This window comes from Bacillus sp. FSL R5-0443, assembly GCF_038608285.1.
Classification (GTDB): Bacteria; Bacillota; Bacilli; order Bacillales; family Bacillaceae; genus Bacillus; species Bacillus velezensis.
In genome coordinates this window covers 2,715,800-2,733,191 of record NZ_CP152013.1, presented here as the reverse complement: position 1 = coordinate 2,733,191, position 17,392 = coordinate 2,715,800, and the positions used below count along the sequence as shown (strand labels likewise).

Here is a 17,392-nt window from a genome sequence, read left to right as displayed (position 1 = left end):
GAAGCTTTTCTCTTTCTTGTTTTAATTGAATGTTTACAATCCTATTGATATAATCTAAGCTAGTGTATTTTGCGTTTAATAGTAGGAGTGATAGATTGTGACAGATAAAGAAAAGCGTTTAGAGAGGCAGTCAAGAATCCGGAATTTCTCCATCATCGCCCACATAGACCACGGCAAATCGACCTTGGCGGATCGGATTTTAGAAAAAACATCGGCGATCACCCAGCGGGAAATGAAAGAACAATTGCTTGATTCAATGGACCTTGAACGCGAACGGGGAATTACCATCAAATTAAATTCCGTTCAGCTGAAATACAAAGCTAAAGACGGAGAAGAATATATATTTCATCTCATCGACACGCCCGGACACGTCGACTTTACATATGAAGTTTCGCGAAGCCTGGCTGCCTGTGAAGGCGCGATTCTCGTTGTTGATGCGGCTCAGGGAATAGAAGCGCAGACATTGGCGAACGTCTATCTGGCGCTTGATAATGATCTTGAGATTCTTCCTGTCATTAATAAAATCGATCTCCCGAGCGCAGAGCCAGAACGTGTGCGTCAAGAGGTTGAGGACGTTATCGGCCTTGACGCTTCAGACGCCGTCCTCGCTTCAGCGAAAGCGGGCATCGGCATCGAAGACATTTTAGAACAGATCGTAGAAAAAGTGCCGGCCCCCGCGGGAGACCCGGAAGCTCCGCTGAAAGCGCTCATCTTTGACTCGCTTTATGACGCGTACCGCGGAGTCGTCGCGTATATCAGAGTCGTAGAAGGAACGGTCAAACCGGGCCAGAAAATTAAAATGATGGCAACCGGAAAAGAGTTTGAAGTCATCGAAGTCGGCGTCTTCACGCCGAAAGCGCAGCCGGCTGACGAATTGACAGTCGGTGACGTAGGCTATTTGACAGCCGCAATCAAAAACGTCGGCGACACCCGTGTCGGTGATACGATCACGAGCGCGGTTAAGCCTGCGGCAGAAGCGCTTCCGGGCTACCGCAAACTCAATCCGATGGTATACTGCGGACTTTATCCGATTGACACAGCCAAATATAATGATTTGCGCGAGGCTCTGGAAAAACTTGAATTGAACGATTCATCTCTTCAATACGAGGCGGAGACGTCACAAGCCCTCGGCTTCGGTTTCCGTTGCGGATTTTTAGGTATGCTTCACATGGAAATCATTCAGGAGCGGATTGAGCGTGAGTTTAAAATCGACCTGATCACAACGGCACCGAGTGTTATCTATGATGTGTATATGACAGACGGCGAAAAGGTTGTTGTCGACAACCCGTCCAACATGCCTGACCCACAAAAGATCGAAAGAATCGAGGAGCCGTATGTAAAAGCGACAATGATGGTTCCGAACGATTATGTCGGTGCGGTGATGGAGCTTTGCCAAGGAAAACGCGGCAATTTTATCGACATGCAATATTTAGACGCAAATCGTGTCAGCATTGTCTATGACATGCCATTAGCGGAAATCGTCTATGAGTTTTTTGATCAGCTGAAATCAAGCACAAAAGGCTACGCGTCCTTTGATTACGAACTGATCGGCTACAAACCGTCTAAACTTGTCAAGATGGACATTATGCTGAACGGAGAAAAAATCGACGCCCTTTCATTTATCGTGCATCGCGATTACGCGTACGAACGCGGAAAAGTAATTGTGGAAAAACTGAAAGAGCTTATTCCGCGCCAGCACTTTGAAGTACCGATTCAAGCGGCGATCGGACAGAAAATCGTGGCCCGCTCAACCATTAAGGCCATGCGGAAAAACGTCCTTGCAAAATGTTACGGAGGAGACATCTCGCGGAAACGGAAGCTTCTTGAAAAACAAAAAGAAGGAAAACGCCGGATGAAGCAGGTCGGCTCAGTAGAAGTGCCGCAGGAAGCGTTTATGGCCGTTCTTAAAATGGATGACAGCCCGAAAAAATAACGGAAGCCGCCGCAGTCCCGCGCTGCGGCTTCTTTCTGTAAAGAAGAAGGTGTTTCAAAATGAAATCAGCTTATATTCATATTCCGTTTTGTGAGCATATCTGCCACTATTGCGATTTCAATAAATATTTTATTCAGAGCCAGCCTGTCGATGAGTACTTAAACTCACTCGAAAAGGAAATGATAAATACAATAGAACGGACGGGACGCCCTGATCTCCGCACGATTTTTATCGGGGGAGGCACGCCGACATCGCTCTCACCCGTCCAGCTGGAAAAATTGATGGATTCCATTCACCGCGTGCTGAAGCCTTCTGACGGACTCATAGAATTTGCCGCGGAAGCGAATCCGGATGATTTGTCTCCGGAAAAATTAAAAATCCTGAAAAATGCCGGTGTCAACCGGCTGAGCTTCGGTGTTCAAACCTTTGAAGATGAGCTTTTACAAAAAATCGGAAGAGTGCATAAACAAAAGGACGTATTCACTTCCTTTGAACGTGCGAGGGCTCTCGGCTTCGACAACATCAGTCTCGATTTAATGTTCGGCCTGCCGGGTCAGACGCTGGCCGATCTTGACAATTCCGTCAAAACGGCTTTGTCTCTTGATGCGGAGCACTATTCCGTTTACTCGCTGATCGTAGAGCCGAAAACGGTGTTTTATAATTTAATGCAAAAAGGCCGCCTGCATCTCCCCGCGCAAGAACAAGAGGCCGAGATGTATGAAACAGTCATGAGGCAGATGAGTGAAGCGGGCATCCGTCAATACGAGATCAGTAACTTTGCAAAGCCCGGATACGAGTCGCAGCATAATCTGACGTATTGGAGCAATGAAGAGTATTTCGGTTTTGGCGCAGGCGCTCACGGATATATCAGCGGCACGCGCACCGTCAACGCCGGGCCTGTGAAACATTACATGCAGCTCATCGAAGAAAAGGGGCTGCCTTACCGTGACACGCACGAGGTGACACGTGAGGAGCAGATTGAAGAAGAAATGTTCCTCGGTCTCAGAAAAATGTCCGGCGTACAAAAGCAAGCTTTTCTCGATAAATTCGGACGCTCGGTCGACGAACTGTTTCCCGATGTTCTCAAAGATTTAACCGAAAAAGGCCTAATCTGTGACACGGAAGAATCGGTTGCATTAACGCATGAGGGCAAATTATTAGGAAATGAGGTTTTTGGCGCTTTTTTGGGTGAGTTATAATTGACATTTTTCTTTTGGTTTGTTACTTTTGATATAGAATTAGCACTCGCTGACCTTGAGTGCTAACAGGGGTGATGATGATGTTAACAAATCGTCAGCTGTTGATCCTGCAAGTGATTATTAATGATTTTATACAATCAGCGCAGCCTGTAGGATCAAGAACTCTTTCAAAAAAAGACGAGATTACATTCAGCTCTGCAACGATCAGAAACGAGATGGCTGACTTGGAGGAATTGGGCTTTATTGAAAAAACCCATTCATCCTCAGGACGGATTCCGTCGGAAAAAGGGTACAGGTATTATGTCGATCATTTGCTGTCACCCGTCAAGCTGACAAAAACCGATCTGGATTTAATTCACTCGATATTTAAAGAAAAAATCTTCGAGCTGGAAAAAACAGTCCAAAAATCAGCGCAAATCCTGTCCGACCTGACAAACTACACATCGATTGTCCTCGGGCCGACGCTGAGCGAGAACTATCTTAAACAGATTCAAATCGTACCGATCCAGCCGGATAAGGCGGTCGCCATCCTCGTCACGAACACGGGGCATGTCGAAAACCGCACCATCAATTTCCCGGCTAAAGTGGATTTGGCCGATATTGAAAAACTGGTCAATATACTAAACGATCGATTGGCGGGCGTGCCGATGGACGAACTGAATGAGCGCATTTTCAAAGAGGTTGTCACATATTTAAGGCAGCATATCGCCAACTATGACAGCATACTTGAATCGCTCCGCTCCACATTCCATCCGGCGGCCCACGTTGAGAAATTGTTTTTCGGCGGAAAGATCAACATGCTGAATCAGCCGGAGTTCCATGATATTGAAAGGGTCCGCTCGCTCTTATCTTTAATTGAAAAAGAGCAGGATGTTCTGAAGCTGTTTCAGTCATCAAAAGCCGGGATTTCAATCAAAATCGGGAAAGAAAACGACTACGAAGAAATGGAAAACTGCAGCTTAATCACGGCCACCTATACAGTTGATACGAAGCAGATCGGATCAATCGCCATTATCGGGCCGACGCGTATGAATTATTCAAGAGTCGTCAGCCTGCTGCAGCACGTGACTTCGGACTTGTCAAAAGCATTCACAAGTTTGTATGATGAATAAGGGAATTTTGGCAATCATTTTCAGTCATCTTTTTACAGCATTTGAGGGAGGTGAACACAATGTCAGAAGAAAAACAAACCGCAGAACAGGTTGAAGCAGCAGAACAAGAAGAAGTGACAGAACAGGCAGAACAAGCCGCTTCACAAGAGCAGCATGAAGAAACGGCAGGTCAGGAAGAAGCCCTTCAGCACCAAATTGATGAATTGCAGGGTTTGCTTGATGAAAAAGAAAACAAGCTTTTGCGTGTTCAAGCAGACTTTGAAAACTATAAACGACGCAGCCGCCTTGAAATGGAAGCTGCTCAGAAATATCGTTCTCAAAACGTCGTAACGGAAATCCTTCCGGCTCTCGACAACTTTGAACGGGCGTTACAGGTAGAAGCTGAAAGCGAGCAGACAAAAAGCTTGCTGCAAGGTATGGAAATGGTCCGCCGCCAGCTGATGGACGCACTTGAAAAAGAAGGCGTTGAAGCCATCGAAGCTGTCGGTCAGGAATTTGATCCGAACCTTCACCAAGCCGTCATGCAGGTGGAAGATGAAAACTTCGGCAGCAATATTGTTATCGAAGAACTGCAAAAAGGCTACAAACTGAAGGATCGCGTCATTCGTCCTTCAATGGTAAAAGTGAATCAATAACTACATAGCAGGAGGTAATTCAAAGTGAGTAAAGTAATCGGAATTGACTTGGGTACGACAAACTCATGTGTGGCAGTGCTTGAAGGCGGAGAGCCTACAGTTATCGCCAACGCTGAAGGAAACCGTACGACTCCGTCAGTCGTTGCATTTAAAAACGGCGAGCGCCAAGTAGGGGAAGTGGCGAAACGCCAATCCATCACAAACCCTAACACAATCATGTCTGTCAAACGCCATATGGGTACTGACTATAAAGTGGAAATCGAAGGAAAAGACTACACGCCTCAAGAAGTGTCAGCTATTATCCTTCAGCATCTGAAAGCATATGCTGAAAGCTACCTCGGCGAAACAGTTTCAAAAGCCGTTATCACGGTTCCTGCATACTTCAACGATGCAGAGCGCCAAGCGACAAAAGATGCCGGTAAAATCGCCGGTCTTGAAGTAGAGCGTATTATCAACGAGCCGACTGCAGCAGCGCTTGCATACGGACTTGATAAAACGGACGAAGACCAAACAATTCTTGTTTACGACCTTGGCGGCGGTACGTTTGACGTATCTGTTCTTGAACTTGGCGACGGCGTGTTTGAAGTCCGTTCAACTGCCGGTGACAACCGTCTTGGCGGAGACGACTTTGACCAAGTCATCATCGATCATCTCGTAGCAGAATTCAAAAAAGAAAACGGCATTGATCTTTCAAAAGACAAAATGGCGCTTCAGCGTTTGAAAGATGCGGCTGAGAAAGCGAAAAAAGATCTTTCCGGCGTTTCATCTACACAAATTTCTTTACCATTTATCACAGCGGGAGAAGCAGGTCCTCTTCACCTTGAGCTGACACTGACCCGCGCTAAGTTCGAAGAGCTTTCCGCTCACCTTGTTGAGCGCACAATGGCTCCTGTCCGTCAGGCTCTTCAAGATGCGGATCTTTCTGCGAGCGAAATCGACAAAGTTATCCTTGTCGGCGGATCAACACGTATTCCTGCCGTACAGGAAGCAATCAAAAAAGAAACGGGTAAAGAAGCGCATAAAGGCGTAAACCCTGATGAAGTTGTAGCGCTGGGTGCAGCGATTCAAGGCGGCGTCATCACGGGAGACGTAAAAGACGTTGTTCTTCTTGACGTTACACCGCTTTCTCTCGGTATTGAAACAATGGGCGGCGTGTTCACGAAACTGATCGACCGCAACACGACAATTCCGACGAGCAAGTCTCAAGTATTCTCAACTGCAGCTGACAATCAAACGGCTGTTGACATTCACGTGCTTCAAGGTGAGCGCCCGATGTCTGCCGACAACAAAACGCTCGGCCGCTTCCAGCTTACTGATATCCCGCCTGCACCGCGCGGCGTACCGCAAATCGAAGTTTCTTTCGATATTGACAAAAACGGTATCGTAAACGTAAGAGCGAAAGACTTAGGCACAGGAAAAGAACAAAACATTACAATCAAATCTTCTTCAGGTCTTTCTGATGATGAGATCGAACGCATGGTAAAAGAAGCGGAAGAAAACGCTGACGCTGATGCGAAGAGAAAAGAAGAAATCGAAGTCCGCAACGAAGCTGACCAGCTTGTGTTCCAAACGGAAAAAACATTAAAAGATCTGGAAGGCAAAGTGGACGAAGAGCAAGTGAAAAAAGCAAACGACGCGAAAGACGCGCTGAAAGCCGCTATCGAGAAAAACGAAATTGAAGACATCAAAGCGAAAAAAGATGAGCTTCAAACAATCGTTCAAGAGCTTTCTATGAAGCTTTACGAAGAAGCGGCGAAAGCGCAGCAGGCTGAAGGCGGAGCAAACGCTGAAGGCAAAAAAGCGGATGACAACGTTGTCGATGCGGAATACGAAGAAGTAAAAGACGACGAAACGAAAAAATAAGTTCTGTCCCGCATGGCTATAGGCGGAAGAACACACAGCATATTCTGATTCAACAGACAGAAAGTCAAAGTCAGGCATCTCTTGGCTTTGACTTTTTTTCTTGCCCGGGATAAAAGGAATTGAAAAAACATAATTCAAAATGATACAATCTAATTTATGTGAGAAATTCGGGAGAGTGAAGCGAGATGAGTAAGCGTGATTACTATGAAGTGCTTGGGGTAAGTAAGAGCGCTTCAAAGGATGAAATCAAAAAAGCCTATCGGAAGCTTTCAAAAAAATATCATCCTGATATCAATAAAGAATCCGGAGCAGATGAAAAATTCAAAGAGGTAAAAGAAGCGTACGAAGCGCTCTCAGACGACCAAAAACGCGCTCAATATGACCAATTCGGCCATACAGACCCTAACCAGGGATTCGGCGGCGGTTTCGGAGGCGGCGGAGACTTCGGCGGCTTCGGTTTCGATGACATCTTCTCAAGCATCTTCGGAGGCGGCACGAGACGCCGTGACCCGAATGCGCCGCGGCAAGGCGCGGATCTGCAGTATACAATGACCCTGTCATTTGAAGACGCGGCTTTCGGGAAAGAAACGATCATTGAAATTCCGCGCGAAGAGAATTGCGAAACATGTAAAGGGTCTGGCGCGAAGCCGGGAACAAAGCCGGATACGTGCTCGCACTGCGGAGGTTCTGGCCAGCTGAACGTCGAACAGAACACGCCGTTTGGCAAAGTGGTTAACCGAAGAGTCTGCCACCACTGTGAAGGAACAGGAAAAATCATCAAAAACAAGTGTTCTGACTGCGGCGGCACGGGCAAAGTGAAAAAACGGAAAAAAATCAATGTCACGATTCCTGCCGGTGTGGATGACGGACAGCAGCTGCGCGTTCCGGGCCAAGGTGAACCGGGCGTAAACGGAGGGCCTGCGGGAGATCTGTTTGTCGTATTCCATGTGCGCGCCCACGAGTTCTTTGAGCGCGACGGAGACGATATTTATTGCGAAATGCCGTTAACGTTTGCCCAAGCGGCACTCGGAGACGAAGTGGAAGTGCCGACGCTTCACGGAAAAGTGAAATTGAAAATACCTGCCGGCACACAAACAGGCACGAAATTCAGATTAAGAGGCAAAGGCGTTCAGAACGTCCGGGGCTACGGACAAGGCGACCAGCACATTGTCGTCCGCGTCGTCACACCGACGAATCTGACAGACAAACAAAAAGACATCATCCGCGAGTTCGCTGAAGTCAGCGGAAACCTGCCGGATGAACAAGAAATGAGTTTCTTTGACAAAGTAAAACGCGCATTTAAAGGCGAGTAATGATTGGATAGGAGTTGGTAGTTTTGAAATGGTCCGAAATCAGCATTCACACAACACATGAAGCGGTTGAACCCATCTCAAATATTTTGCATGAAGCTGGTGCGAGCGGGGTTGTCATCGAAGATCCGCTTGATTTAATGAAAGAGCGTGAGAATGTTTACGGGGAAATCTACCAGCTCGACCCCAATGATTACCCCGATGAGGGTGTCATTGTCAAAGCGTATCTGCCGATCAACAGTTTCCTCGGCGAAACGGTGGACGGCATTAAAGAGACGATTAATAATCTGCTTTTGTACGACATTGATTTGGGCAGAAACACAATCACCATTTCTGAAGTTAATGAAGAAGAATGGGCGACAGCTTGGAAAAAGTATTATCATCCTGTGAAAATTTCTGAAAAGTTCACGATTGTTCCCACTTGGGAAACGTACACACCTGTTCATACAGATGAACTGATTATCGAAATGGATCCGGGTATGGCATTCGGTACGGGAACGCATCCGACAACGGTTCTGTGCATTCAGGCGCTTGAGCGTATCGTTCAAAAAGGCGACCGTATAATTGATGTCGGCACCGGTTCAGGAATTTTAAGCATCGCGGCCGCCATGCTTGAGGCCGAATCGGTTCATGCGTATGACCTTGATCCGGTCGCTGTTGAAAGCGCGCGTCTGAATGTGAAATTGAACAAAGTGAGTGATACGGCCGAAGTGAAGCAGAACAATTTGTTAGACGGCATCACGGGCGAACATGATGTCATTGTCGCAAATATTTTGGCGGAAGTGATTCTCCGCTTTACATCACAGGCGTACGACCTGCTCAAAGACGGAGGCCATTTTATTACTTCAGGCATTATCGGCCAGAAAAAACAGGAAGTAAAAGAAGCGTTGGAAAAAGCCGGCTTTACCATCATAGAAATTCTGTCTATGGAAGATTGGGTCAGCATCATCGCGAAAAAATAACAGTTAGTAGGTGTCACAGCGTATGCAACGATATTTTATCGAGCTCACGAAGCAGGAGATGGACGAAACTCCTGATTTTCAAATCACGGGGGAAGACGTCCACCATATAGCGAACGTCATGAGAATGAGTGCGGGAGACCGGATTATCTGCTGTTCGAAAGACGGCCATGAAGCGTTATGCCTGCTTAAAGAGGTTTCTAAAGATCATATATCATGCAGCATTGCTGAATGGACGGGTGAAAACCGTGAACTGCCTTTGAAGATCAGGATCGCCAGCGGCCTCCCGAAAGGCGATAAGCTTGAATGGATTATCCAAAAAGGGACCGAGCTGGGGGCAAGTATGTTCATCCCTTTTCAGGGCGCCAGATCCGTCGTTAAGCTAGACGACAAAAAGGCAAAGAAAAAGCGGGAGAGATGGGCGAAAATCGCGAAGGAAGCGGCGGAGCAATCGTACCGCAATGAAATTCCCGAAGTGAAAACCGTTCATACGTTCCGGCAGCTGCTTGAAATGGCGGAGAATGTCGATAAATGTGTCGTTGCATACGAGGAGTCATCAAAGCAGGGAGAAACGGGCGCTTTCGCTGCGGAGCTCAAAAGCCTTCCGCAAGGTTCGTCTCTTTTAATCGTATTCGGCCCTGAAGGCGGTCTGACTGAGTCTGAAGTTCATCAGCTTTCAGAAAAAGGCGCCGTCTTATGCGGCCTCGGACCGAGAATTTTACGGACTGAAACTGCGCCTCTTTACGCGTTAAGCGCAGTTTCCTATCATACAGAGTTATTAAGAGGTGATCAGTAATGGCAACTGTTGCTTTTCATACCCTTGGCTGCAAGGTCAACCATTATGAAACAGAAGCAATCTGGCAGCTGTTTAAAGATGCGGGTTATGAACGAAAAGAATTCGAACAGACAGCAGATGTATATGTCATTAATACATGTACGGTAACAAACACGGGAGATAAAAAAAGCCGTCAAGTCATCAGACGGGCGATCCGCCAAAATCCTGACGGCGTCATCTGCGTAACAGGGTGCTATGCGCAAACCTCTCCGGCGGAAATTATGGCCATCCCGGGTGTTGACATCGTCGTCGGCACGCAGGATCGTGAAAAAATGCTCGGTTACATTGAGCAGTACAGGGAAGAGCGCCAGCCGATCAACGGCGTCGGCAATATTATGAAAGCACGCGTGTTTGAAGAGCTGGATGTTCCCGCTTTTACTGACCGCACAAGAGCGTCGTTAAAAATCCAAGAGGGCTGCAACAATTTCTGTACGTTCTGCATTATCCCTTGGGCGCGCGGCCTGCTTCGTTCCCGCGATCCGGAAGAAGTCATTAAACAGGCGCAGCAGCTGGTGGATGCCGGCTATAAAGAAATCGTCCTGACGGGGATTCATACGGGCGGCTACGGCGAAGATATGAAAGATTATAATTTCGCCAAGCTTCTCCGCGAGCTTGATACACGTGTAGAAGGACTGAAGCGGATCAGAATTTCATCTATTGAAGCAAGCCAAATCACTGATGAAGTGATTGAAGTGCTGGATGCGTCTGATAAAATCGTCCGTCACCTTCATATCCCGATTCAGTCAGGATCAAACACCGTTCTGAAACGGATGAGACGCAAATATACGATGGAATTTTTCGCGGACCGTTTAAATAAGCTGAAAGAAGCGCTGCCGGGTCTTGCCGTCACATCTGATGTCATCGTCGGTTTCCCGGGAGAAACGGAAGAAGAATTTATGGAAACATACCGGTTCATTAAAGAACATAAGTTTTCAGAGCTTCACGTATTCCCTTACAGCAAACGCACCGGAACACCTGCGGCCAGAATGGAAGACCAGGTTGACGAGAACGTGAAAAACGAACGGGTGCATAAGCTGATCGCGCTGTCTGACCAGCTTGCAAAAGAATACGCCTCCGATTATGAAGGAGAGGTTCTGGAAATCATTCCGGAAGAGGCGTTTAAAGAGTCTGATGAGGAGGGCATGTTCGTCGGCTATACGGACAATTACATGAAAGTCGTCTTCAAAGGCACGGAAGATGTAATCGGCAAACTTGTCAAAGTCAAAATTCAAAAAGCGGGCTATCCGTATAACGAAGGACAATTCGTCCGCGTCGTTGAGGATGAAATGACCCGAAACATGCGCATGTCTTCATAACTGATAAAAAAACCGGTGCCTTCCCGCATCGGTTTTTTTACGGTTTCGGAGGAATCAGCCTGTCAATCAGCCGGTAAAACAAATGTGTGAACGGCAGAAACAATAAGGCGGTGACTACGTTAAATAACAGGCTGAAATGCGCAATCATCTGCGCGGGATCATCAGACAGGCGCTCCGTAAAACCTGCTGATGCGGACAGGAAGGGAAATACGAGCAGCACGCCGAGAATATTAAACACAACGTGAGCACCGGCGGTCTGTCTGGCGGCATAACCGCCTGAAACAGCAGCCATGACGGCCGTGACGCATGTCCCGATATTAGATCCCAGAACGACGCTGACCGCTTGTTCAATGCCGATCACCCCTTCGTTCATAAAACTCATCAAAATGCCGATGCAGACGGAGCTTGAATGAATGATTGCCGTCAATATCATGCCGATAAAAAGAGCGGACCAGCTCGAATCATTCACATGTCGCAAAACCTCCGCCCCCGCCTTCATTTCTGTCAGCGGAACGGCGAGCCGGCTGAAGCATGTGATGCAAAAAAAGATGATGCCGAGACCGAGGAAGCTTATGCCGATCTGCCTGAACGGATATTTACGGAGGAGGATAAACACAAGGCCTCCGATAAAAAGCACCCAAATGAGCACATCCATCTTTATGGCTAAAAACTCCGTCGTAAACGTGGAGCCGACATTCGTGCCGAGAATCATCGGAATGGTCCGTTTAAAAGATAAAGCGCCTGCGCTGACAAAGCCGATGACAATGACCATGAAGGCTGAGCTGCTCTGAAGAAAACCAGTGAATACGATGCTTATGAGAAAAGCTTTCAAAGGGTGGTCGGTAAATAAGAGCAGGCTCTTCTCAATTTTTGAATACGTTAATGCGATCAGCCCCTGCCTGAGCAGGCTCATTCCGAGTAAAAAAATCAGGATAAGTGCGGTAAAGAGAATCAGTATCATCAAATGAAACACCCCTTTCCATCATTATATAGACAAGCAGCTTTATTCATGACGGAAAAGTGAGCTCGCTTAGTTGACCTGACTGATGGCTTATATTATAATGTCAAAGTACATGTTTATATATGTATCTTTTTAAAGGTAGTCGATTGGTGTATTCGGAGGGAGGGAAAGAGAATGTCAAAAACGGTCGTTAGAAAAAACGAATCGCTTGAAGATGCTCTTCGTCGCTTCAAACGCAGTGTATCAAAGACAGGTACTTTGCAAGAAGCAAGAAAGCGCGAATTTTATGAAAAACCTAGCGTAAAGCGCAAGAAAAAGTCAGAAGCTGCTAGAAAACGCAAATTCTAAAAGAGGGTGGATTTATGAGTCTTCTTGAGCGACTTAACCAAGATATGAAGCTGTATATGAAAAGCCGTGAGAAAGACAAACTGACTGTCGTTCGAATGGTGAAAGCTTCACTTCAAAACGAAGCAATTAAGCTTAAGAAAGACAGTTTGACCGAGGATGAGGAACTTACTGTCCTATCTCGTGAACTTAAGCAACGTAAAGACTCCCTCCATGAATTTTCAAACGCTAATCGTTTAGATTTAGTAGATAAAGTTCAAAAAGAGCTGGACATTTTAGAAGTTTATTTACCGAAGCAGCTTTCTGAAGAAGAGCTGCAGACAATCGTAAATGAAACCATCGCTGAAGTCGGTGCGAGCTCCAAAGCGGACATAGGCAAAGTGATGAGTGCTATTATGCCTAAAGTAAAAGGTAAAGCTGACGGCAGCGTAATTAACAGACTTGTCAGCAGTCAATTATCTTAATTGACAAGAAAAAAGACATCTTTCCTTGAGAGATGTCTTTTTTTATACATAAAAAAATGAAACTAAAGTACATTTGTTACGTATATAAAGAAGAACGAAACGGGAAGGAGGGTATATTTGCCTTGTTCCAAAAAAAAACCGGAATTGCTGTTGCTCTATTGGGCTTATTTGTATTATCTTTATTAGGGGTTCAATTGAACGCGAAAGCTGATCACCCATCGGTTTATGTCATCCCGGTTGAGAAAAATGTCGAACAGGGGCTCGCCTCGTTTTTATCGCGTTCTTTCAAAGAAGCGAAGGAGTCCGGCGCGTCACACATTATTCTTGACATCAATACACCGGGAGGCGCCGTTCAATCAGCCTTGGATATTGCTGATATCATCGGCCGCGCGGATGTGCCTGTTACCGCTTACGTTAATAAACGGGCGCTTTCTGCCGGAGCGTATATAGCGCTTCAGGCAGATGAAATCTATATGGCGCCGGGCGGAAAAATGGGTGCCGCAGCCATCATCGACGGAAAGGGAAACGCGGCAGACAAAAAGGCCCAATCACTGTGGCATGCAGAAATGGAGGACGCAGCGGTTAAAAACAACCGAAATCCGAAATACGCCCTGGCCATGGCAGATCCCGCCATTAATGCAAAGGAAGCGGGCGCCCCAAAGGGAAAACTGCTGACACTGACAGCTGAAAAAGCCAAGGAAGTCGGATATTCGGAGGGCACGGTTTCAGACCTTGATGCTTTATATACAAAGCTCGGTTTTGACAAAGCGGATGTTCACCATGCAAAAGAAGGTTTCGTCGGCAAACTGGGCAGATGGCTGACAAATCCGTTTGTTGTCCCCGTCTTATTAACGCTTGCTTTGCTTGGTTTGACCATTGAATTGTTCTCGCCGGGCCTCGGGATACCGGGTGCCGTCGGACTGACGGCCATGCTGCTGTTTTTCACCGGGCATATCGCTGCCGGATTCGCCGGCTATGACAGCGTATTCTTATTTTGCGCGGGCTTGGTTTTTATCCTTTTAGAGATATTTCTGCCCGGAGGCATAATCGGTCTTATCGGTATTGCAGGCGTCATCGCGAGCCTCTTTCTCGCTGCGGGCAGCTTTACCGTAATGGCGGTTTCTCTATTGATCGCCATTGCTGTGTCTATTACAGCCTTTATCATATTAACAAGGGTGTTGGGGAAACGAATGAAATTCTTTAAAAAATTAATATTAACTGATTCAACAAGCACGGAGAGCGGTTATGTTTCAAATCAGAACCGGACGGAGCTGTTGGGAAAAGTCGGCGTTACCGCTACAGCCCTCAGACCGTCAGGCACCGTCATTATTGATGATGAACGTCTGGATGTCGTCTCAGAAGGATCATTCACTGAAAAAGACAGACAGGTGAAAGTAGTGAAAGCGGAAGGCTCACGCATTGTCGTGAGAGAAATATAGATGATAACCTTGAGGAGGAATTAGATGGAACTGTCAAGTTTGGCGATTTTAGCATTAGTTGCTGCTGCCATTATTGTGTTAGCCATATTCTTCACCTTTGTACCGGTGATGCTATGGATTTCGGCGCTTGCGGCAGGAGTCAGAATCAGCATTTTCACTTTGGTCGGGATGAGGCTGCGGCGCGTCATACCAAGCCGCGTTGTCAATCCGTTAATTAAAGCGCACAAAGCCGGCCTGTCCGCAACAACAAATCAGCTCGAAAGCCATTATCTGGCCGGAGGTAATGTCGACAGGGTGGTCAATGCCCTGATTGCGGCACAGCGCGCCAATATTGAGCTGTCATTTGAACGCTGCGCAGCCATTGACCTGGCCGGGCGTGACGTATTGGAAGCCGTACAGATGAGCGTTAATCCGAAGGTCATTGAAACACCGTTTATCGCGGGTGTCGCCATGGACGGAATTGAAGTAAAAGCAAAAGCCAGAATCACGGTAAGAGCCAATATTGAGCGCCTTGTCGGAGGAGCGGGAGAAGAGACGGTTGTCGCCCGTGTCGGAGAAGGGATTGTCTCGACAATCGGTTCTTCTCACAATCATAAAAAAGTGCTTGAAAACCCTGATATGATTTCGCAGACCGTACTTGGCAAAGGGCTGGATTCAGGCACCGCATTTGAAATTCTTTCGATTGACATCGCCGACGTTGATATCGGCAAAAACATCGGAGCGATTCTTCAGACGGATCAGGCAGAAGCAGACAAAAACATTGCGCAGGCCAAAGCCGAAGAGCGCCGCGCCATGGCGGTCGCCCAAGAGCAGGAAATGCGCGCTCGCGTAGAAGAAATGCGTGCAAAAGTCGTGGAAGCAGAAGCCGAAGTGCCGCTTGCGATGGCAGAAGCGTTGCGTGAAGGAAACATCGGCGTCATGGACTATATGAACATAAAAAATATCGACGCGGATACGGACATGAGGGATTCTATCGGCAAGCTGACGAATGACCAGCAAGATGAAGACCAACAATAACCTCTCTATTAAGGAGGGAGCCGCTATATGCACGAGATTCTGACAAATCCGCTCGTCATTGCCGCCGTCATCGGCATTATATCGGCAATATTCGGCAAGAAAAACAAAGATGAAAAACGTCCGCCGGGTACACGTCCCGGAAATCAGGCAAAAAAGCAGGATCAAAAACAGCCGCAGAAAGAGCATAAGCCGGAAGCGGAAGAATGGCCTGCCGTTTCAGAAGAGAACCCTTTTGAGCAAAAAAGAAGGGAAGCTGAAAAGCGCCTAGCGGAGACGGAGCAGATGTTTAACGGGCTCGAACATAAGCTGACATCCGCACGCGCACGAAACGCGTCTCTGAAGAAATCAGCCCTCAAAATAAATAAAGAAACTGCGGTCCAAGGCATTATATTCAGTGAGGTTTTGGGTCCGCCCCGTGCAAAAAAACCGCACCGGACCATGCGGAACATCGGTAAAAAATAAAGTGTTAGAACCCCTTTTCAAATCATACATATGAGATGAAAGGGGGTTCTTTTTTTATGGGGCAAAGAAAGAATCGTGTAAAGGCATGGCTGACAAGAGCATTGGAAATTCCCCCGGACGTTATGATGGATCTGCCTCGTATTACGATGGTCGGCAGACTTCATATCTACATAGAGAATCACAGAGGCCTCCTGCTGTTCAGTGAAGAAGAAGTCAGGCTGATGCTCAAGCAGGGGCAGTGTATCATATCAGGAAAAAACTTGGTCATTAAGGCAATCCTTCCTGAGGAAATCCTTTTGGAAGGCACGATAGATCACGTACGATATGTCGATTCATAAAGCCGGGGGGAAATAATGTGAAAAACAAATGGCTGTCATTTTTTTCGGGTAAAGTCCAAATGGAAGTCAAAGGAAAAGGGATTGAACGGCTGCTGAATGAATGCACGAGAAACGGAATCGCCATCTTTGCGGTGAAAAAAAAGCAAGACTGTGTTCTGCTGATGATTCAGCTTCAAGATGTACATGCTTTCAGAAGAGTCATCAGAAAACATGAATGCAAAGCAAGCTTTACAAAAAGAAAGGGTCTTCCCTTTCTGCTTCTCAAATCAAAATTAAATCTGGGCTTCACTGCGGGATTTGTGATATTTTTTGTTATATTGTTTCTTTTGTCCAACATGATTTGGGAAATTGATATTAAAGGGGCCAAGCCCGAAACCGAGCATCAGATGGTAAAGCACCTTGAAGAAATCGGTGTGAAAAAAGGCCGTTTGCAATTTTTAATGATGACGCCGGAAAAAATTCAAAAATCATTAACAAACGGCATCGATAATATTACGTGGGTCGGTGTGGAATTGAACGGGACAGCCCTTCATATGAAAGTGGTCGAAAAGAACGAACCGACAAAAGAAAAGTACGTAAGCCCCCGCCATATCGTTGCCAAAAAGAAGGCGGTCATCAAAAGGATGTTCGTGCAAAAGGGGCAGCCGATGGCTTTTGTGAACGATCATGTTGACAAAGGACAGCTCCTCGTCTCAGGACTGATCGGAAATGAAGACCGGAAAGTCGCCTCAAAAGCGGAAATTTACGGAGAAACATGGTACAAGTCAGAAGTAACCGTGCCCCTTGAAACATCATTTACGCTATATACGGGTAAAGTAAGGACGAAGCACAAGCTGTCTTTCGGATCATGGGGCGTGCCTTTTTGGGGCTTTGAATTTAATGAGAAGCCGCTGAAACATCCGAAAACAGAGGAAGAAAAGCATCCGTTTCAATTTCTGGGGATGAAGCTTCCGGTTTCTTACGTTTCAGAACAGACAAGAGAAAGTGAAACATCCGTGCGGACTTATACGAAAGGCGAAGCGGTTCAGGCCGGTATCAAAATGGGAAGACAAGATGTAGAAAAGCGATTAAACGGCAGCGGAGAGGTGGAAAGTGAAAAAGTTTTGCACCAATCCGTTGAGAATGGTAAAGTAAAGTTGATTATTCTCTACCAAGTTATAGAAGATATCGTTCAAACCACACCTATTGTTCAGGGAGACTAAAG

17 protein-coding genes are annotated in these 17,392 nt (G+C 46.7%); 16 read left to right on the top strand and 1 reads right to left on the bottom strand.

Translation table 11 applies throughout. The features are described 5' to 3' along the window. Window positions 1–97 precede the first annotated feature (97 nt). The 9 genes from lepA to mtaB all read left to right on the top strand — a co-directional run bounded on the left by lepA (window position 98) and on the right by mtaB (window position 11,162). Window positions 98–1,933, top strand: a complete 1,836-nt coding sequence (lepA, locus tag NYE28_RS13555; protein WP_015240241.1) for a translation elongation factor 4 — start codon at window positions 98–100, stop codon at window positions 1,931–1,933. Window positions 1,934–1,992: 59 nt separating this feature from the next. Beyond that, window positions 1,993–3,132 (top strand): radical SAM family heme chaperone HemW, encoded by a 1,140-nt coding sequence (gene hemW / locus NYE28_RS13550; RefSeq protein ID WP_007408272.1) that lies wholly within the window; start codon window positions 1,993–1,995, stop codon window positions 3,130–3,132. 80 nt (window positions 3,133–3,212) lie between these two features. Further along, on the top strand, window positions 3,213–4,244 hold the full coding sequence (hrcA, locus tag NYE28_RS13545; protein WP_003152889.1) for a heat-inducible transcriptional repressor HrcA: 1,032 nt from the start codon (window positions 3,213–3,215) through the stop codon (window positions 4,242–4,244). 59 nt (window positions 4,245–4,303) lie between these two features. Beyond that, window positions 4,304–4,879 (top strand): nucleotide exchange factor GrpE, encoded by a 576-nt coding sequence (gene grpE / locus NYE28_RS13540; RefSeq protein WP_003152892.1) that lies wholly within the window; start codon window positions 4,304–4,306, stop codon window positions 4,877–4,879. 24 nt (window positions 4,880–4,903) lie between these two features. Further along, window positions 4,904–6,742 carry a molecular chaperone DnaK gene (dnaK, locus tag NYE28_RS13535; protein WP_007408273.1) on the top strand — a complete coding sequence of 613 codons (1,839 nt, stop codon included), beginning with the start codon at window positions 4,904–4,906 and terminating at the stop codon, window positions 6,740–6,742. Window positions 6,743–6,927: 185 nt separating this feature from the next. Next, on the top strand, window positions 6,928–8,055 hold the full coding sequence (dnaJ, locus tag NYE28_RS13530; RefSeq protein WP_003152895.1) for a molecular chaperone DnaJ: 1,128 nt from the start codon (window positions 6,928–6,930) through the stop codon (window positions 8,053–8,055). 23 nt (window positions 8,056–8,078) lie between these two features. Next, window positions 8,079–9,014, top strand: coding sequence for a 50S ribosomal protein L11 methyltransferase (gene prmA / locus NYE28_RS13525; RefSeq protein ID WP_015240238.1), 936 nt, complete (start codon window positions 8,079–8,081; stop codon window positions 9,012–9,014). Window positions 9,015–9,036: 22 nt separating this feature from the next. Beyond that, on the top strand, window positions 9,037–9,807 hold the full coding sequence (locus tag NYE28_RS13520; protein WP_007408275.1) for a 16S rRNA (uracil(1498)-N(3))-methyltransferase: 771 nt from the start codon (window positions 9,037–9,039) through the stop codon (window positions 9,805–9,807). Next, window positions 9,807–11,162, top strand: a complete 1,356-nt coding sequence (mtaB, locus tag NYE28_RS13515) for a tRNA (N(6)-L-threonylcarbamoyladenosine(37)-C(2))-methylthiotransferase MtaB (protein ID WP_007408276.1) — start codon at window positions 9,807–9,809, stop codon at window positions 11,160–11,162. Before NYE28_RS13520 ends, mtaB begins: the two co-directional genes overlap by 1 nt. 37 nt (window positions 11,163–11,199) lie before the next feature. On the opposite strand, the gene NYE28_RS13510 is transcribed toward mtaB, so the two are convergent. After that, window positions 11,200–12,126: a Na/Pi symporter gene (locus NYE28_RS13510; RefSeq protein WP_015240237.1), complete on the bottom strand. Its 927-nt coding sequence runs from the start codon at window positions 12,124–12,126 to the stop codon at window positions 11,200–11,202. Between the two features lie 171 nt (window positions 12,127–12,297). Here NYE28_RS13510 and rpsU point away from each other — a divergent pair, with 171 nt between their 5' ends. The 7 genes from rpsU to yqfD all read left to right on the top strand — a co-directional run bounded on the left by rpsU (window position 12,298) and on the right by yqfD (window position 17,390). Then, complete coding sequence (gene rpsU / locus NYE28_RS13505) at window positions 12,298–12,471, top strand: 30S ribosomal protein S21 (RefSeq protein ID WP_003152957.1); 174 nt, start codon at window positions 12,298–12,300, stop codon at window positions 12,469–12,471. Window positions 12,472–12,485: 14 nt separating this feature from the next. Beyond that, window positions 12,486–12,932 (top strand): GatB/YqeY domain-containing protein, encoded by a 447-nt coding sequence (locus NYE28_RS13500; protein WP_094031845.1) that lies wholly within the window; start codon window positions 12,486–12,488, stop codon window positions 12,930–12,932. A gap of 122 nt (window positions 12,933–13,054) precedes the next feature. Next, window positions 13,055–14,371, top strand: a complete 1,317-nt coding sequence (locus NYE28_RS13495) for a nodulation protein NfeD (RefSeq protein ID WP_094031844.1) — start codon at window positions 13,055–13,057, stop codon at window positions 14,369–14,371. A gap of 24 nt (window positions 14,372–14,395) precedes the next feature. Continuing rightward, window positions 14,396–15,388 (top strand): flotillin-like protein FloA, encoded by a 993-nt coding sequence (gene floA / locus NYE28_RS13490; RefSeq protein ID WP_007408280.1) that lies wholly within the window; start codon window positions 14,396–14,398, stop codon window positions 15,386–15,388. A 27-nt stretch (window positions 15,389–15,415) separates the two neighbouring features. Beyond that, the gene (locus tag NYE28_RS13485; protein WP_060562635.1) at window positions 15,416–15,850 is read left to right on the top strand and encodes a hypothetical protein; all 435 of its coding nucleotides are present in this window, start codon (window positions 15,416–15,418) and stop codon (window positions 15,848–15,850) included. 56 nt (window positions 15,851–15,906) lie between these two features. After that, a complete protein-coding gene (gene yqfC / locus NYE28_RS13480; protein ID WP_003152966.1) occupies window positions 15,907–16,188 on the top strand; it encodes a sporulation protein YqfC in 282 nt (93 codons plus the stop codon). 17 nt (window positions 16,189–16,205) lie between these two features. Continuing rightward, window positions 16,206–17,390 carry a sporulation protein YqfD gene (yqfD, locus tag NYE28_RS13475; protein ID WP_015240234.1) on the top strand — a complete coding sequence of 395 codons (1,185 nt, stop codon included), beginning with the start codon at window positions 16,206–16,208 and terminating at the stop codon, window positions 17,388–17,390. Window positions 17,391–17,392 lie beyond the last annotated feature (2 nt).

What these genes read in the sequence shown, in the direction of transcription:
- rpsU (WP_003152957.1), top strand. Translation starts at nt 12,298, where the DNA reads ATGTCAAAAACGGTCGTTAGAAAAAACGAATCGCTTGAAGATGCTCTT.
- yqfC (WP_003152966.1), top strand. Translation starts at nt 15,907, where the DNA reads ATGGGGCAAAGAAAGAATCGTGTAAAGGCATGGCTGACAAGAGCATTG.
- grpE (WP_003152892.1), top strand. Translation starts at nt 4,304, where the DNA reads ATGTCAGAAGAAAAACAAACCGCAGAACAGGTTGAAGCAGCAGAACAA.
- NYE28_RS13520 (WP_007408275.1), top strand. Translation starts at nt 9,037, where the DNA reads ATGCAACGATATTTTATCGAGCTCACGAAGCAGGAGATGGACGAAACT.
- dnaJ (WP_003152895.1), top strand. Translation starts at nt 6,928, where the DNA reads ATGAGTAAGCGTGATTACTATGAAGTGCTTGGGGTAAGTAAGAGCGCT.
- floA (WP_007408280.1), top strand. Translation starts at nt 14,396, where the DNA reads ATGGAACTGTCAAGTTTGGCGATTTTAGCATTAGTTGCTGCTGCCATT.
- hrcA (WP_003152889.1), top strand. Translation starts at nt 3,213, where the DNA reads ATGTTAACAAATCGTCAGCTGTTGATCCTGCAAGTGATTATTAATGAT.
- NYE28_RS13485 (WP_060562635.1), top strand. Translation starts at nt 15,416, where the DNA reads ATGCACGAGATTCTGACAAATCCGCTCGTCATTGCCGCCGTCATCGGC.
- mtaB (WP_007408276.1), top strand. Translation starts at nt 9,807, where the DNA reads ATGGCAACTGTTGCTTTTCATACCCTTGGCTGCAAGGTCAACCATTAT.
- NYE28_RS13500 (WP_094031845.1), top strand. Translation starts at nt 12,486, where the DNA reads ATGAGTCTTCTTGAGCGACTTAACCAAGATATGAAGCTGTATATGAAA.
- hemW (WP_007408272.1), top strand. Translation starts at nt 1,993, where the DNA reads ATGAAATCAGCTTATATTCATATTCCGTTTTGTGAGCATATCTGCCAC.